Annotated in this window: 17 protein-coding genes; 3 read left to right on the forward strand and 14 right to left on the reverse strand. The window is 43.0% G+C overall.

From position 1 onward, the window contains the following. Position 1 precedes the first annotated feature (1 nt). The 9 genes from A7K50_RS02415 to A7K50_RS02455 form a co-directional block, all read right to left on the reverse strand. Positions 2-1,069 carry a chemotaxis response regulator protein-glutamate methylesterase gene (locus tag A7K50_RS02415; protein ID WP_020491870.1) on the reverse strand — a complete coding sequence of 356 codons (1,068 nt, stop codon included), beginning with the start codon at positions 1,067-1,069 and terminating at the stop codon, positions 2-4. Beyond that, the gene (locus A7K50_RS02420; RefSeq protein ID WP_020491869.1) at positions 1,053-1,499 is read right to left on the reverse strand and encodes a chemotaxis protein CheW; all 447 of its coding nucleotides are present in this window, start codon (positions 1,497-1,499) and stop codon (positions 1,053-1,055) included. The genes A7K50_RS02415 and A7K50_RS02420 overlap by 17 nt, the downstream gene beginning before the upstream one ends. An 18-nt stretch (positions 1,500-1,517) precedes the next feature. Beyond that, positions 1,518-3,638 (reverse strand): chemotaxis protein CheA, encoded by a 2,121-nt coding sequence (locus tag A7K50_RS02425; protein WP_020491868.1) that lies wholly within the window; start codon positions 3,636-3,638, stop codon positions 1,518-1,520. A gap of 300 nt (positions 3,639-3,938) precedes the next feature. Then, positions 3,939-4,502 (reverse strand): hypothetical protein, encoded by a 564-nt coding sequence (locus A7K50_RS02430; protein ID WP_020491867.1) that lies wholly within the window; start codon positions 4,500-4,502, stop codon positions 3,939-3,941. After that, positions 4,502-4,912: a flagellar export chaperone FliS gene (gene fliS / locus A7K50_RS02435; protein ID WP_020491866.1), complete on the reverse strand. Its 411-nt coding sequence runs from the start codon at positions 4,910-4,912 to the stop codon at positions 4,502-4,504. The genes A7K50_RS02430 and fliS overlap by 1 nt, the downstream gene beginning before the upstream one ends. Positions 4,913-4,988: 76 nt before the next feature. Continuing rightward, positions 4,989-6,449, reverse strand: a complete 1,461-nt coding sequence (gene fliD, locus A7K50_RS02440) for a flagellar filament capping protein FliD (protein WP_026156372.1) — start codon at positions 6,447-6,449, stop codon at positions 4,989-4,991. 17 nt (positions 6,450-6,466) lie between these two features. Next, a complete protein-coding gene (locus A7K50_RS02445) occupies positions 6,467-6,838 on the reverse strand; it encodes a flagellar protein FlaG (RefSeq protein WP_020491864.1) in 372 nt (123 codons plus the stop codon). A gap of 181 nt (positions 6,839-7,019) precedes the next feature. Further along, positions 7,020-7,838: a flagellin gene (locus tag A7K50_RS02450; protein ID WP_026156371.1), complete on the reverse strand. Its 819-nt coding sequence runs from the start codon at positions 7,836-7,838 to the stop codon at positions 7,020-7,022. Positions 7,839-7,942: 104 nt separating this feature from the next. Then, positions 7,943-8,755, reverse strand: a complete 813-nt coding sequence (locus A7K50_RS02455; RefSeq protein WP_026156370.1) for a flagellin — start codon at positions 8,753-8,755, stop codon at positions 7,943-7,945. Positions 8,756-9,070: 315 nt separating this feature from the next. Between A7K50_RS02455 and A7K50_RS02460 the strand changes: the two genes are divergently transcribed. The 3 genes from A7K50_RS02460 (at position 9,071) to A7K50_RS02470 (ending at position 11,077) form a co-directional block, all read left to right on the forward strand. Beyond that, positions 9,071-9,553: an acyltransferase gene (locus tag A7K50_RS02460; protein WP_243103617.1), complete on the forward strand. Its 483-nt coding sequence runs from the start codon at positions 9,071-9,073 to the stop codon at positions 9,551-9,553. Between the two features lie 17 nt (positions 9,554-9,570). Further along, a complete protein-coding gene (locus A7K50_RS02465) occupies positions 9,571-10,386 on the forward strand; it encodes an SDR family oxidoreductase (RefSeq protein WP_020491860.1) in 816 nt (271 codons plus the stop codon). Between the two features lie 70 nt (positions 10,387-10,456). Continuing rightward, entirely contained in the window at positions 10,457-11,077 is a 621-nt protein-coding gene (locus A7K50_RS02470; RefSeq protein ID WP_131929844.1) for a serine acetyltransferase, read from the forward strand. Here the strand turns inward: A7K50_RS02470 and rfbC are convergent. Genes rfbC through A7K50_RS02495 form a run of 5 tightly spaced genes read right to left on the reverse strand, consistent with a single transcriptional unit; the run spans position 11,074 to position 16,115 of the window. Beyond that, entirely contained in the window at positions 11,074-11,604 is a 531-nt protein-coding gene (rfbC, locus tag A7K50_RS02475; RefSeq protein ID WP_083916769.1) for a dTDP-4-dehydrorhamnose 3,5-epimerase, read from the reverse strand. The two genes, A7K50_RS02470 and rfbC, sit on opposite strands and share 4 nt — an antisense overlap. Next, positions 11,605-12,828 (reverse strand): class I SAM-dependent methyltransferase, encoded by a 1,224-nt coding sequence (locus A7K50_RS02480; RefSeq protein ID WP_020491857.1) that lies wholly within the window; start codon positions 12,826-12,828, stop codon positions 11,605-11,607. It lies immediately after the preceding gene. Positions 12,829-12,839: 11 nt separating this feature from the next. After that, positions 12,840-13,901 (reverse strand): CDP-glucose 4,6-dehydratase, encoded by a 1,062-nt coding sequence (rfbG, locus tag A7K50_RS02485; RefSeq protein WP_020491856.1) that lies wholly within the window; start codon positions 13,899-13,901, stop codon positions 12,840-12,842. Further along, positions 13,898-14,674 (reverse strand): glucose-1-phosphate cytidylyltransferase, encoded by a 777-nt coding sequence (gene rfbF, locus A7K50_RS02490; protein WP_119774509.1) that lies wholly within the window; start codon positions 14,672-14,674, stop codon positions 13,898-13,900. The genes rfbG and rfbF overlap by 4 nt, the downstream gene beginning before the upstream one ends. A gap of 31 nt (positions 14,675-14,705) precedes the next feature. Next, a complete protein-coding gene (locus A7K50_RS02495; protein WP_020491854.1) occupies positions 14,706-16,115 on the reverse strand; it encodes a glycosyltransferase family 2 protein in 1,410 nt (469 codons plus the stop codon). Between the last annotated feature and the right edge of the window lie 43 nt (positions 16,116-16,158).

Below are 16,158 nucleotides of genomic sequence, written 5' to 3' on the forward strand. Positions count from 1 at the left end.
ACTACCTCCTTTTCACACACTCTAAAATTGTGCTCCCGATATCGGAAAGCATTTCGATTCTATCGGCTAGTTTCGCTTCAATAATGGAGCGGGGCATGCCGTAGATGATGCAGGTCTTTTCAGATTCGGCAATTGCATAAGCCCCTTTGGCCTTCAAGGCTTTCATGCCTGCCAGACCATCATTCCCCATTCCTGTCATCACGACACCCAGCACACCGGCTCCGACCTCTTTCGCCAGAGACAGAAACATTACATCAACAGAGGGCTTGTAAAGTGTGGCAATCGGTGATTCCGTAGTGACATTCGCGGTAAGTCCACTGCTGTTTCTTGCCACCTGAAACTGTTTCCCGGCCTGTCCGATATAAATGGTACCTGCTTTAAGCAGCTCACCGTGTTCGACTTCCTTCACTGTGGCCTCACAGATGCTGTTCAGCCTGGAAGCCAGGGGAGCCGTAAATCCAGCCGGCATATGCTGGGCGACGATTACGGGAACCGGAAAATTTTTGGGCAGTTTGCTCAGAACATTCTGCAGGGCACTTGGTCCGCCCGTCGAAGTACCAATCGCAACAATTTCTATTTTGCAGCCAATTGGCTGTATTTGCTGTTTGACAAGCGGTGGCGCAGATCCCAAGTTTTTTTTGTTCAAACGAGTAGTATCTACCCCGGCGACACTCTTTATTTTCAGAACAATCTCTTCAGCCAGGGCTGAGAGATCATTTCCCTCTTTGCCAGAGGGTTTGGCAACAACATCAACAGCGCCAAGGTCAAAAGCTTTCATCGTCATCTTAGTGCCGTCAGTTGTTACAGAACTTAACACAATGACCGGCATCGGCTGCCAGCGCATAATTTCTTCCAAGGCTTCTAAGCCGTTCATCACCGGCATCTCGACATCCATGGTTACAACATCCGGTTTCAGGTCCTGAAGCTTTAATATTCCTTCTTTTCCGTCCTGTGCAGTAGCTATTACTTGAATAGCCGGATCACTGCTTAGAATTTTTTTCAGCGACATCCTGATGAAAGGTGAATCATCGACAATCAGGACCTTAATCGGCTTAAGCAATTTGTTCATTCATGCTATCTCCACCCATAAGTTGATCCAGCTTCAGGAGGATGAGCAGTCTTTCACCTATCTTGCCAACTCCACGGATGTAATTTGAATCCATACCAAGTGCAATCGGCGGGGGTGGTTCTATCGCTTCGCTGTCCAACCACAGCACTTCTGTTACACTGTCAACCATAATGCCAAACACCCTATTGTCGATTTGCAGAACAACGATCCTGCTTAAATCGGTTTCTTCCCCAGGTGGCATACCGAAGCGGGACCTGAGATTAACAATCGGAATGACATTCCCGCGCAGGTTGATGACACCCTCAATATAGCTCCGGGCCTTCGGTACCCTGGTGACAGGAGGAATCCGGATAATTTCTTGGACTTTCATAATATCGACTCCAAATTCTTCCGAACCTAACGAAAAAGTAACCATTTGTTCTTCAGCCATGATTTAGTCCCACCTTTCTTAGCGCTTGATCAAAATATCCTGAAGAAGTGATCCAATGTCCAAAATTAATGTTACTTTGCCATCTCCCAGAATCGTTGCCCCTGCAATGCCCGGTAAACCGTTCAGATAATCCCCTAAAGACTTGATAACAACCTCCTGCTGGCCTTGTAGCTCGTCAACGATAATTCCTACAGTTTTCTCTCCCAAACCAACCACAACGACATAAACTTCCTCATTTATGGTTTCACTTTCGGGCAAATCAAATTTCTGTTTCAACGAAATCAACGGCAAGGTATTCCCTCTGAGTTGAACCATCGGTAAGCTTCCGACGGTCTTGATATCAGGCTTGTTGACAAGCAACGTCTCAACAACAGAAGACAACGGCACTGCATAAGTCTCTTTGCCTACTTCAACGAGCAGCGCCTGAATAATTGCCAGCGTCAGCGGCAGCCGGATGATCATCGACGTTCCAACACCTTTACTTGTCTTGATATCAATGATGCCGCCCAAATTAGTTATGGCCTTTTTTACAACGTCCATGCCAACCCCGCGCCCGGAAATATCCGTCACTTGATCGGCGGTACTGAATCCAGGCTGAAAAATGAGATTGGCTATATCGCTCTCGGATAGGCCCTCCCTTCCACTGACAAGGCCCTTTTCCGAAGCTTTTTTGTAAATCTTTTCAATGTTAAGTCCGGAACCGTCGTCCGAAACGATAATCGCAATATGGTTTCCTTCATGATAGGCATCGAGCGTAATTGTTCCTACTTCAGGTTTCCCGACTGCAAGTCTTTCTTCCGGTGCTTCTATGCCGTGGTCGACTGAGTTGCGGATAATATGCGTCAACGGGTCACCGATCATTTCGATGACGGTCTTGTCCAGTTCTGTTTCTTCACCGTGAATAACAAGTTCAATCCTTTTACCGGTCTTCCGGCATAAATCCCGAACGAGACGCGGATAACGACTGAATACCGTTCCAATCGGCACCATACGAAGCTTCATGACACTTTCCTGAAGATCATTCATCAGACGCCCGAGGTAGACGTTTGCCTCATTAAGGCTTACAACAAGTGGATCAGTCTGGTTTTCCGTCTGCAGGTCCTGGCCGATTTTTACCAGTCTGGTTCTGGTAATGACCATTTCTCCGACAAGATTAATCAGATTATCCATTCTGGCTGTGTCCACACGGATCGTATGCACCTGATTGACATCTTTCCGGGGCTGTTCATTCGTGTTCTGCTGAACTGGCTGATTCGCTTGTTTAGAACGGCTTATTTGAACGGATTCTTCAATGCTCTTCTCTGTACTGACAGGATTTTCCTCTTCTGACTGAACGGTTAAGCCAATCTCCGGAGCATCTGACTCCGGCAATGTGTAATTCGTGACTAGGGCGTCGTAAATTTCGGATACTTCAAGGATGTCAGCCCGAATGTCTTTCTGCAATTCATTGGTCACAAACAAAATATTGAACTCCAGCGCTTCACAAACTTCAAGCTCATCAATCGAGGGGATAATCTTCACGACATTGCCGAGCAGCTCCAGCCTTTGAATAACCATAACCGCCCTTACTGCCTTCATCATGGTATTCGGTTCAAGTACCACATTAAGCCAATATACAGACTTGCTTACAAATGCTGCTTCGCTGACTGTCTCAGTTTCCTCCGGTGACAAGGCAAAGTTAATCCCGGGCTTTTCTTCCTGTTCTTCCATCTGATTTTTTTCGGCAAACGGCTTGCTTTTTTGCACCAGAGCTCCGGTCTCGGTGATCGTCTTCATCTGAGAGGTCAGATCACCATAATCGACCGAAATATCCAAACGCCGCTCGACCTGAGCCAACATCATTTTTACTTTATCGGTTACCGCCAGCAGCACATCGATAATCTCGTTGGTAACCAGCATCTTTCCCTGTCTCAGTTTATCGAGCAGGTCTTCTGCGGCGTGCGTCAATTTAACAATCGGGGTAAATCCCATGGTTCCTGAGGCGCCCTTTAAGCTATGCGCACTTCTGAAAAGATCATTAACCAGCGAAATATTTTCGCCGTCTCTTTCCAACTGCAAAAGACCAGAGCCAAGCTTCTCGACCTGCTCCTGTGAATCAAGCAAATAGAAATCTAGAAAGTCATCGAGGTCTATTCCCATACTCTTCTCACCTTGGCTCAATTTTCTCCCCCCTTTGTCATCATCATTGTTCCGACAAGTTCTTCATATAATTGTTTAAACAAACCAAAAATTTTATAATTAACCCAAATTACAAAGTTCGCCGTTTCTTGTTAAAATCCTCCAAATAGTCTAGATTATATGCAATTTTTCTGCAGCATTGTCGAAATTTATAGTTTGTTTTATTTTAAGATCTAAACATTAATAGCTCACAAACATCAGTTTCCTTTAAAAAAAAATCCCTTGTTCAGGATTTTCTTTTTGGACTATTTTATTGGAAAACTATTTCGATTTGTCAATAAACCTTGGTTCACGAGACACTGGACTGCCATAGGCAAATCTCATCTTTTTTACCCCTCTAACACGGGCAAGCTCTATTTTTACAGATTCTAATTCTGTTTGGATCTTGGGTATGATTTGCTGATCCATCTCCCGGATCTTATCCAGGGCGATTCCCAACGCGTCATGACTCTCGCAGAATTGGCGATATTCAGTAGCGCTCAGATAGGGCTCCAGCAACTCATTGCGGAATTGCAAAACGCCGATGGCCTGACAAAGCTCATCTTTCAGCTGTGATGTCTTATCAATATTCAATTTGAAGCTGGCAAACGTCTGAGCCCTGGTTTCCGAAAACTTCTGAAGCAGTGCGTCAAATATTTCTTCCTGTTCGGTAAGCGCAAGGGCGTCCGCTGTTTCCGGATGGAACAAAACCTTCTTGTCTTGCTTGCTTGTCTGGTAATCATCCAACATTTTGTTGTATTCCGCTAAAACCGCCAGGTGCTGCTCGCACTGGGGAAGGAGACGCTGATAGATTTCCAGTAAGACATTGATCGTTTTTTTCGGCATTATTTTGCCCCCAAACGGCTGATCCTGGCTGCTTCGATCCAGACATTCCTGAATGCTTCGAGAAAATCAAGCACCGGCCGTAGAAAGCTTGGATCCTTTTTGACATTTGCCTTGATCGTTTCCATGTAATAGAACCGATAGAGCTCACGCAGATTTTGCGCAATTTCACCGCCATTCTCCATATCCAGAGTCCTGTCCAACTCGGTGATAATATCCTGAACCCGCAGAAGATTGTTATGAATCTCTTCCAGCTTTTTTTCCTCAAAGGCTTTTTCGGTCTGATGCAAAAGCAAAATTGCCTTCGAATAAAGCATTATTATAAGCTTTTCGGGGGAGGAAGTCTCGACTGACGCCTGCTTGTACGCAGTCTGAGAATTTTGGTAGGCATTTTGTTGTAATGCTGTATTCATCGCCCAGCCTCCTGACATAAATTAACCTGTATAAGTTAAGCTGCATATATTGGTCGTACCTTGGTTCACAACAATTTTAGCTATCCGAATCGGAGTTTGAACTGGAAGTACTCATCGAACTAAGCAGCGAGGTCATATAGGTACTCTCCGAACTCAACGCTGAAAGCTGTGATTCCAGCTTTGAATATTGGTTCGTAATCCTCTCCGTATAGGCATCAATTTTTTCCTGAAAATCTTTCATTCTGCTTTTCAGGTCACTAATCTGACTGGAATAGCCATCTTCTGTCTGGTCAAGAGACCCGCCATACTTCACCATCGGATTCAGATACTCTTCCAGAATGTTAGCCAGACCCTGGGCCTGCGTTGTTTCCGTTGTTTCTGTGACCGGAGTCACCCCGCCGGCTACCGCGCCAAATAAATTGGCAACACCGTTCGGGTCCTCTTTCAGCGCTTCTGCAAAGGCATCTGTATCAAACTCCAGCAAAGCACTTTTGCCGAAATCATCAGAGGAGGTTTCAATACCGACGTCCGACAGGAGAGTGAAGGTACCGCCCATGCTTCCCATTGAATCAGCAAGGAGAGTTCTGAGCCTGGTTTGAATACTCTGAACCGTCGGATCTCCAAATAAGACACCCTTCGTGTTAGTCTCTTCATTATAGGCCAAATCCGTTTCTATTAACGTTTGCAGGGAATTATACTGGTCCACAAATGCCTGAACAGCATCCTGAGCATCTGTATAATCCGCCGCAACCGTTACATTGACCGTAGTTCCGACAGCTTCTTTATTCAGGTTCAGAGTAAGCCCGTCGATCGCTGTGGTAACAGTATTCGACGAACTGATGATATCCGTGATCCCGTTAATGGTCAGCTGTGCATCCTGAGCCTGCTGAACTACATTCAGCGTTCCGGTAGCAGCCGGTTTGACCCCTAGAAAGTCAAGCACGGTTCCCGAAGTATCCGCAAAATCAGCAGCATATTCTGTTCCGGTTTTGGACGATACCAGTGCGAGCTGATAGCCTCCGTTGACTTTGATGACCGAAGCGTTCACGCCTGCCCCGGCATTATTGATGGAAGTGGCAATATCCTGAAGACTTGCGCCGTCCGCTACTGAGATATCCGCCGTTGTGCTCCCGACACTGATTTGAAATGTCCCCGCCGTAAGTCCGGCAAGCGATGTAGAGGCGCTTGCGACACTCTGGACAGCACTAGCAGCCGTCTGTGCTTTGGCCAGCTGGATCACTTCAACCGCATAAACGCCCTTCAGCGTCGAAGAGCCACTGGAAGCTGTCAGGATGGTTTCATTGCTCGATACTGCAGAAGTCCCTGTCCAAGTTGAAGACTTTTTCAAATCGGCCAGGGTATTTTCCAGCGCCGACAACCGTGTATTGATATCCTGCCAAGCATATTTTTCTTCCTGAAGACTGCTCAGGCTGTTTTGCATCGTTGTCAGCGGCTTGCTGTAATTACTGATTAATGCTTCGGTAATTCCGCTGAAATCATATCCGGATATTCCAGAAAGTGATAAACTCGAAGTCATGATCGGTATCCCCTTTCCTAGGCCCTTTCATCCACGATCAGACCTACCGAATCCTGAACGGATTCAAGCATTTCGACAACTTTGGCCGGCGGGATTTCGCTCAGGATTTCACCGCTTTCCTGATCGATGATTTTAACTACAATCCTGTCGGATTTTTCAGCAACTTCAAACTGCAGTTTCTTATTGAAAAGTCCCATCAGCCGGTTCATTTTTTCCGCAGTCTGTTCAACTTCCTCACGCGGAAGCTCTTCTCTGGCCGAAGCAGCATTGTCTTTCTGATCGACAACCAGACGGGGCGCCTCGTTTTTCCCCTGCTCAAGTTTCTGGCCGGAAAAAGTATCCTGCGGCATTACCGGATTCAGGTTAGTTGGCTGGACAGCGCTAACCATCTTTAATTCCTCCTCATAATGGATTTTTCTAGTATGCAAAAACGAACAATATAGCTGTGCTTATGTTAAATCGCAAATGATATTATATGCTTAGTTACAATGCGTTTTATTTTGGAAAGAGAGCTGACCGAGATGACCCGGCCAGCTCTTTATTTATGCCGGCTATTTAGAAAACGAATCTTTAGGATAACAATTTGAGAACGTTCTGTGGAACCTGATTAGCCTGAGCCAGCATCGCAACACCAGCCTGGCTGATAATCTGATTCTTGGTGAAGTCAGACATTTCAGCAGCCATGTCGACATCTTTAATGGTCGATCTGGCAGATGACAGGTTCTCAGAAGCAACATTCAGGTTGGCAATGGTGTGCTCAAGTCTGTTCTGGTTCGCACCAAGTTTGGCTCGCTCGTCGGAAACTGCTTTAATCGCATTATCAATCGTTGTGATTGCCGCTGCAGCACCGACCTGCGTGGTCAGCGTAATGGCACCGGAGTTAACAGTCAACGCCGCTGCAGTCATTGTCCCGAGTGTAACTGTGAGCGTCTGTCCATTATTGGCGCCAATCTGGAATGTGTAGGTAGCATTGGTACCGTTCAGCAGAGTCTGTCCGTTGAACTGAGTTCTACCCGAAATATCCGTAATTTCAGTTTGAAGTTGGGTAATTTCCAGCGCGATTTCATTACGGTCAGCAGTTGTATTGGTATCCGTAGCCGCCTGAACAGCAAGGGTTCTCATTCTTTGGAGAATGCTGTGGGTTTCAGTTAAGGCACCTTCTGCGGTTTGAATCAGTGTAATGGCGCTTTCAGCGTTGTCAGAAGCCTGGTTCAAGCCGTTGATCTGGCTGGTCATCTTTTCACTGATGGCCAGACCTGCAGCATCGTCGGCTGCTTTGTTGATGCGGTAACCGCTGGACAGTTTCTCCAAGGAACTCTGCATGGCTTTGTTGGTTGTGTTAAGGCTTCTCTGAGCGCTCAGGCTCGATAAATTGGTATTGACTATCATAGTTTTTCCCTCCATGAAATTTGATATTTCGCATCCTTGCGATTATTTATTGTTTTTATTTTCTGCCGATGTCTTAACAATATCTTCCTTTTATTTGTTAAGAATTAGGATAGAAGCTTTAGAACATTCTGCGGAACCTGATTGGCCTGAGCCAGCATCGCAACACCAGCCTGGCTGATAATCTGATTCTTGGTGAAGTCGGACATTTCAGCAGCCATGTCAACATCTTTAATCGTCGATCTGGCAGATGTCAGGTTCTCGGAAGCAACATTCAGGTTAGCAATAGTGTGCTCGAGTCTGTTCTGATTCGCACCAAGTTTGGCACGTTCGTCGGAAACTGCAGTAATAGCCGTATCAATCGTTGCAATCGCAGCCGCAGCAAAGGTCTGTGAAGATACAGAAATTGTACTAACGCCTAAGGATACGTTATTCATCTGATTCAAGGTGACGCTCAGCGTTTGGCCACAGTTGGCACCGATCTGGAACGTGAAGGCATTGCTCGCCGTATTCAGCAGGTTCTGTCCGTTAAACTGGGTTCTGTTGGCAATTCCATCAATTTCACTGTTTAGTTGGGTGATTTCCAGCGTGATTTCGGCACGGTCAGCAGCCGTATTGGTATCGGTGGCTGCCTGAACAGCAAGGGTTCTCATTCTTTGCAGAATGCTGTGGGTTTCAGTTAAAGCACCTTCTGCAGTTTGAATCAGTGTAATAGCGCTTTCAGCGTTGTCAGCGGCCTGGTTTAAGCCGTTGATCTGGCTGGTCATCTTTTCACTGATTGCCAGGCCTGCAGCATCGTCAGCTGCTTTGTTGATCCGGTAGCCGCTGGACAGCTTTTCCAGAGAACTCTGCATTGCCTTGTTGGTTGTGTTCAAGCTTCTCTGAGCACTGAGGCTCGACAAATTGGTGTTAACTATCATTGTTTTTCCCTCCATGAAATTTGATATTTCGCATCCTTGCGGTATTCATTGTTCCAGGTTTCCGCCGGCAATGGAAAACCTGTTCTTACCTATATTTTCGTACATTTGAAAATATTCTTTAGGACCATTTTTTGAATATATAGCGGTTAAGATCTTTTTTTCTTAAAATTACTCTTTTTTTCTCTGTTTTTTGTTAAATCTATCATTTATTTAAATTAATAATTTTTTCAATGATACCTCATTCTGATATAATATAGTCAATTGAATTGACTATCGATGTCACTTTTCATAAAGGAGGCTCAGAAATAAGTGTTGATGATTTCTCCGCAAGCGAAAATATCACCTCTGGCAGATATCGAAGATTCCATCAGAGGCTCAAAAATTTCAATTGCTCCTGGTGTTGTTATCGATTCCTTCGTTAAAATAAAGCCTGCCGGCGGTATGGGGGATATTGAAATTGGTGAAAACAGTTTTATTAACTCCGGCGTTGTAATCTATAGTGGAAACGGCGTTAAAATTGGCCGTGATGTTCTAATTGCTGCCAATTGCACCTTTGCTCCTGTCAACCACGAGTACCATGCCAGAAATCAAAAAATAGTGGACCAGGGATTTATGCCCAGCAGAGGAGGAATCTTCGTCGGTGACGATGTCTGGATCGGGGCAAATTGTGTGATTCTTGACGGAGCTCATATCGGAACCGGCACAGTTATCGGCGCCCACTCAATTGTTAGTGGAAAACTCGAAGATTACGGTGTCTATTATGGCCATCCTTTACGCTTAAAAGAATACCGCGAGTAACACAAGGAGGGAAGAGTATGGAAACGACCATTATCGGCGCCAATGGCTTTATTGGAAAACATTTGGTCAATGAGCTAAAAAAACTAGGACAGTCTTATTTTACTCCTGACCGGAATGATGATTCGATTTTCCATGCTCCCCTAGGCAATGTAATCTACTGTGCCGGATTATCTTCTGATTTCCGCAGCAGATCCTTTGATACCGTCCGGGCGCATGTCACCTTACTGTCCGATCTATTGGAGAAATCCTCTTATCATTCTTTCTTATACCTTTCTTCCACTAGAATATATATAAATACGACAAAAGCTGATGAAGATACCGACTTGACTGTTAATCCTAAAAACAAGGAAGATATTTTCAATATTTCCAAATTGATGGGGGAATCCATTTGTCACGCTACCGATAATCCAAAGGTTAGAATCGCGCGACTTTCTAATGTCTGCGGCAATGATTTTTCTTCAGATAATTTTCTTTATTCCATCATAAAAGATGCTGTGACCACCGGCGAAGTAACATTCAGGACTTCGCTTGCTTCAGCAAAAGATTATGTTACGATCGATGACGTTACCAGGATCCTCCTAAAAATATCAAGCTCTGGCAAACAAAAAGTGTATAATGTGGCATCCGGCCAAAATATTTTCCACCAAACGATTGCTGATCTTCTTCAGAAGCTTACCTGCTGCAAAATACATGTCGATGATCATGCAGTACCGGTTACTTTCCCCTTAATTGACATTGACCGCATCACCAAAGAATTTCATTTCACACCTTCAGATCCTCTGGATTTCATAAAAAATCTTATCTTGGACTACCAGCATATCAATCCAATTTGAAGGCAGGCGATATACTCAAATGAATCTTTCATTATCCCCAAAGGAATTCAATCACTATGTTTTAAGGCAAGTGGATCATTTTTTTCCTGACAACGCAAGAATTGATACCGATAAATTCTCGTTAGCCTTTGATCTGGCTGTTGATCGTACTCATCACTGTTTTAAACATCTTCGTTTAACCTCATACTGCAGTCAGGGCGAAACCTATTTGAATCATCTTCATTCGGATCAATATGCCGTATTTCTTTGGTTTTTGTCCAATTCAGTCTGGAAAGAAACCGAGGATGAAAAGCTCGCGGCAAAATTTTTCTATTTGAACAAGTCCCTGCACAGTTTCAATTGTATGTATGATACAAATCTTCCTGATATTTTTTTATTTCTGCACCTAATGGGGACGGTGCTCGGAAAAGCAGCATACTCAGATTTTCTTGTTGTCACTCAAGGTTGTACAGTTGGTGCTCACCGTAGTAAATATCCGCAGATTGGCAAAGGTGCTTCCCTTTTGCCAAATACTTCGATTATCGGAGATTCGCATATTGGAAATTATGTCTCCCTTGGGATTAGTACCGTTGTTTATGAACAAGACATTCCTGACCGCCATATTGTTTACCGAGACAATCAAGGCACAATCCATACTAAACGAAGCGTTAAACCCTGGTCACAGCAATTTTTTAATATTGATTTTTCTTAATTCCCATAATCAGGATAACACGAATCCTTTTCAGAAATAGATGTTACCGGAAGCGGCCATTGTATGCCAAAGAATGCATCATCATACTTAAATCCTCTTGCATGATCCGAATGATAAAATTGCGATATCTGATAAAAAACCTCTGTACAGTCCTCCAAGGTTTGAAACCCATGTGCAAAGCCTTCAGGAACATAAAGCATATTTCTGTCTTCCGCGGATAATTCGATCCCAAACCATTGTTCGTAAGTAGCGGAAGCACTTCTTAAATCAACAATTACATCAAAGATCCGGCCTCTTGTACACTTTACTAATTTTGCTTCTTCATATGGAGGGTTCTGGAAGTGCATACCTCGCAAAGTGCCCTTTTTATAGTTGTAAGAAATGCTACACTGCACCAGGTTTGGATTTAATCCTCGTTCTGAAAATTCCAGCGAACACCATGTTCTGGCAAAAAAACCTCTTTCATCGTGCAAAGGATCAATTTCAATTAAAAAGGCACCTGGAAGTTTGGTTTCCTTGAAAATCATTCAGAACACCTCAATCCCGGGGATAAGAATGACAAATTTTGCCCCCCAGTTTTTTGCATAAGCCAACTGTTCCATGATTTCGCTCTTTAAATTCCAGGGCAAGATAACAATATAGTCAGGTTTCTTCTCCGCAATTCTTTCCGGAGAATAAACCGGAATATGTGTTCCAGGCAAATAGAGGCCTTGCTTATAGGGATTAAGATCAACCGTATATTCAATCGTATCTATTCCTATTTCGCAATAATTTAATAATGTATTTCCTTTGGCGGGTGCCCCATACCCAACAATTGTACACCCTTGTTCTTTGATCCCTTTAAAAAATTGCATAATTTCTTGTTTGATTTTTCTTACATCCTTAGCAAAACGAATATAAGTTTGAATAGCATTTAAACCGGCATCCATTTCTTTCTGCAGTAATTCGGTGACGCTATTCATTTTCATTCTGAATGTGTCTTCGCTATGTTTGACATATACCCGTAAAGAACCGCCATGTGTAGGAATTTCCTCGACATGGAATACTTCTAACTCAACATGTTCAAAGACTTTTTGTATAGTTAACAGCGAAAAATAAGAAAAATGCTCATGATAAATGGTATCAAATTGATTCCCATTAATAAGTTGTAAGAGATGCGGGAATTCGAGCGTAATCATACCGTTCGAATTTAAGAGTATCTTTAAGCCCTTGACAAAATCGTTCAAATCAGGAACATGTGCCAAAACGTTATTGCCAATCAGAAGATCCGCTTTAACCCCCTTTTCAACCAGGTATGCGGCTAAATTTTCACCGAAAAACTCTGTTATAATCGGAATTCCTCTTTTTTCAGCTTCCAAAGCCACATTTTTGGCTGGCTCTATTCCCAATACAGGTATTCCGTGTTTGACAAAATACTGTAAAAGATATCCATCATTACATGCAATTTCTACCACTTGCATTTGTTGATTGACTCCGAATCCGTGGATCATCTGTTCAGTGTATGTCTGAGCATGCCGCAGCCAGCTCTCTGAAAATGAACTGAAATATGCGTAATCCTCGAAAATTGCTTGAGGAGACTCAAATTCCTGCAATTGAACAAGATAACACGCATCGCAAACATATGCGTGCAGCGGATAAAAATATTCTTTCTTATTAAGATTTTCAGGTTTAATAAAAGCATTAGAAAGCGGAGATTCCCCCAGATCGGCGAATGTATGAACCAACGGTTCCCCACAAAACCGGCATGTCATTTTGCTCAATCCTACTCTCCCCTTATTTTTTCATATTTCCGAATATATTCCAGACTTATTTGTCTTAAATTATCTCCAAACGCATAAGCGTGGTACCAGTCGACCGTCCATTTTATAGTGTCCAAAATATCAAGCTTCGTTTCCCAGCCGAGAAGCATCCTGGCTTTCGAACTATCCAACTTCAACACCTGTGTTTCATAAGGTGCTTTGCTTTGATCATATTCATAGTACAGACTGGTTCCCCATTCTTGCAGCGCTAAATTCGTCAATTCCTCTACTGTTACCACATGACTGTCGGGAGGGCCAAAGTTCCATGGTTCCCCATACTTTATGCCGTTCATAAAGAGTTTCTCTGCCAACAAGATATATCCCGACAAAGGCTCGAGCACATACTGCCAGGGTCTTATCGCCAATGGATTTCTAATGACCGGTTTTGCGTTATCAATGATCGCTTTCATGATATCAGGAACTAATCTTTCCTGACTCCAGTCTCCACCACCAATAACATTACCTGCCCGGACAGAAGCAACAGAAATACCCAATTCGTTCAAAAAGGACTGGCGAAAAGAACTTGTAATCAGTTCACTGCACCCTTTGCTGCAGCTATAAGGGTCACGTCCTCCGATTGGATCGTTTTCTCTGTAGCTCCAAACCCATTCCTTATTTTCGTAGCACTTGTCGCTCGTAACATTGACGATTGCCCGTACGCTGTCGCACTCCCTGACAGCATCCAGAAGATTGACCGTTCCCATTATATTAATTTCAAATGTTTCCCTGGGGTTTCGATATGATTCCCTCACAAGTGACTGGGCTGCTAGATGAAAAATGATTTCGGGCTTAAAATCCGCGATTACTTTTTTCAAATGTTCTATATCGCGAATGTCCCCAGAGACAGAAGCCATATGATGTTCCAGGTCAACTTGCGTAAAAAGATTCGGCTGGGTTGGAGGCTCAAGAGCATATCCTAAGATTTCTGCGCCCTTGTTTTGCAGAAGCAAAGATAGCCATCCGCCCTTAAACCCGGTATGTCCGGTGATCAATACTTTTTTGCCAATCCAGAATTGATTATTCATTGCCAAGTCACCCACGGAGCCTGCCCACTGTTCCATAAGTCTTCGAGTCTTATCTTGTCCCTTAAAGTATCCATGGGAAGCCAAAAACCATCATGTTTAAATGCAAATAGTTTCTTCTCTTTGGCCAATTCCTCTAAAGGCTCGGTCTCCCAGGCTATATCATCGCCGGAAATGTAGTCGAATATTTCAGGTTCGAGCACAAAATAGCCGCCATTAATCCAGCTGTCTTCCCCTTCAGGCTTCTCTTTAAATTTCCTGATTCTATTTTTATTCGTACTAAATTCTAGCATACCATATCTTGCAGGAGGATTAACCGCTGTTAACGTAGCCTTCCCTCGCTGTTCAAGATGAAATTGAATCAACTCCTGAATATTTACATTACATAACCCATCACCGTAGGTAAAGCAAAATGTTTCTCGACCGACATAGTCCCGAATTCGCTTTAATCTTCCTCCAGTCATTGTATCTTGACCTGTATCAATAAGCGTTACTTTCCACGGTTCACTGGTATTGTTATGAATATGCATCTCGTTGTTTTTTAAATCAAACGTAATATCAGATTGGTGCAAATAATAATTTGCAAAATACTCTTTGATGACATATCCTTTATAGCCAAGGCAAATAATAAACTCATTAATACCATAAGAAGAATAGATTTTCATAATATGCCAAAGAACCAGATGCCCTCCTATCTCAACCATAGGCTTAGGCCTTATTGTAGTTTCCTCTGATAGCCTTGTTCCAAGTCCTCCAGCAAGAATAACACATTTCATCGCTATTCCCCCAAATACTAAAATTGATATTCTACGCTAACCAAAGGCTAAAAAAATACCTGTTGGCCTTCATCCTTAACTTCACAACTTCTCTAGCCTGTTCAGGAAAGACATCCGCTAAATTATCCATAAATACTTTGTCATCTCCCTCAACTTCATTCGTGTCAATGGTTACTTTTTTAACTTGAACGCCTAAAGCCATTAATTCTTTTTCCATACTGACAAGATCAAATACCTTGACATATCCGTTTTGGGCAATACCTGTTTCCATTCCTGCCATCATGCTTAATAACAGATCATATCGCATCGTATTATTTACGGATAAAATGATTTGTCCGTTTTCTTTTAATAACGTCTTCAAAGTTCCAATTAAATCAATAAATTGATCATAATATTGTGCTGGTTCTCCAATGACAACATAATCAAACTTTTCATTCGCGAATTTTTTGCTGATATCGCGATAATCTCCACAAATTGCACTTTGACAGATTGTATCCAGATCGGTCATATATTTGTAAACTTTGGTAAATGCAAAAAGCTGTACATCCCGCTGTCCTTGATTTCTTAACTTGTTTTTCAGCTGTAAGATTGTCGCACCGCATCTTGGATCAATCCCAAGAATTCGAATATCGCTTTTCCCCTTAGCCTCTTCATAATCGACAAGATTAAGCAAATCAAAATCGTAATGAACATCTGTCCAGGCATCAAGATTATATTTATCTATAAAAAATTGACGGCTAACCTCCAGAGACTTGTTTTCCTTTTGCCCTGCGCCCGTGGTAATCGATCCAAAATGGAACGTGAAGGTATCAGCGGCAAAAACCAGTTTATATCCCGCTCTGCGAATTCTGAAGCTCATATCGTCATCGGCAAATTCGCCAAAGTAGAATTTCGGATCGTAATAACCTACGAGATCTAAGACTTCTCTTTTCACAAAAAGAACTGTTGGCATCAGCCGAACACGCTCTTCCCATTTATCCGGATCTGAATGATTAAATGCTCTTGCAAAGTCCTGCATTTCCTCAATATTCTTATAATTGCCAGGTATCTGTTGAAAATTACTTACATTGCTAGCCGCTGGAGCAACAAAACCAATTTCTTCATCAGATTCCATGCATAAGATAAGATTTTTTAGCCAATCTTTTGTAAATATAAAATCATTACAGACACCGGCAATATACTTGCCTTCAGCAGCCTTCAACCCAATATTGAACCCATTAACTGGTCCCACGTTATTATCCAGATGGATTTTTTTCTTATTGGGTAAGCTGTCAAAGTACTCCTTTGTACCATCAAACGAACCATTATTGACCGTAATTAATTCAAAATCAATTCCTTCAGAATATTGATAAATGCTGTCAATGGCTAGCTTTGTATAATCGAGATGATTATATCCCAGAATGACAATACTCACTAAAGGGTTTACAGCATCATTGTACATAGATTAACCTCCAACATTTTTATCAAATGAACATGTTCTTACA

It is taken from the genome of Dehalobacter sp. MCB1 (assembly GCF_003590275.1).
Lineage (GTDB): Bacteria > Bacillota > Desulfitobacteriia > Desulfitobacteriales > Syntrophobotulaceae > Dehalobacter.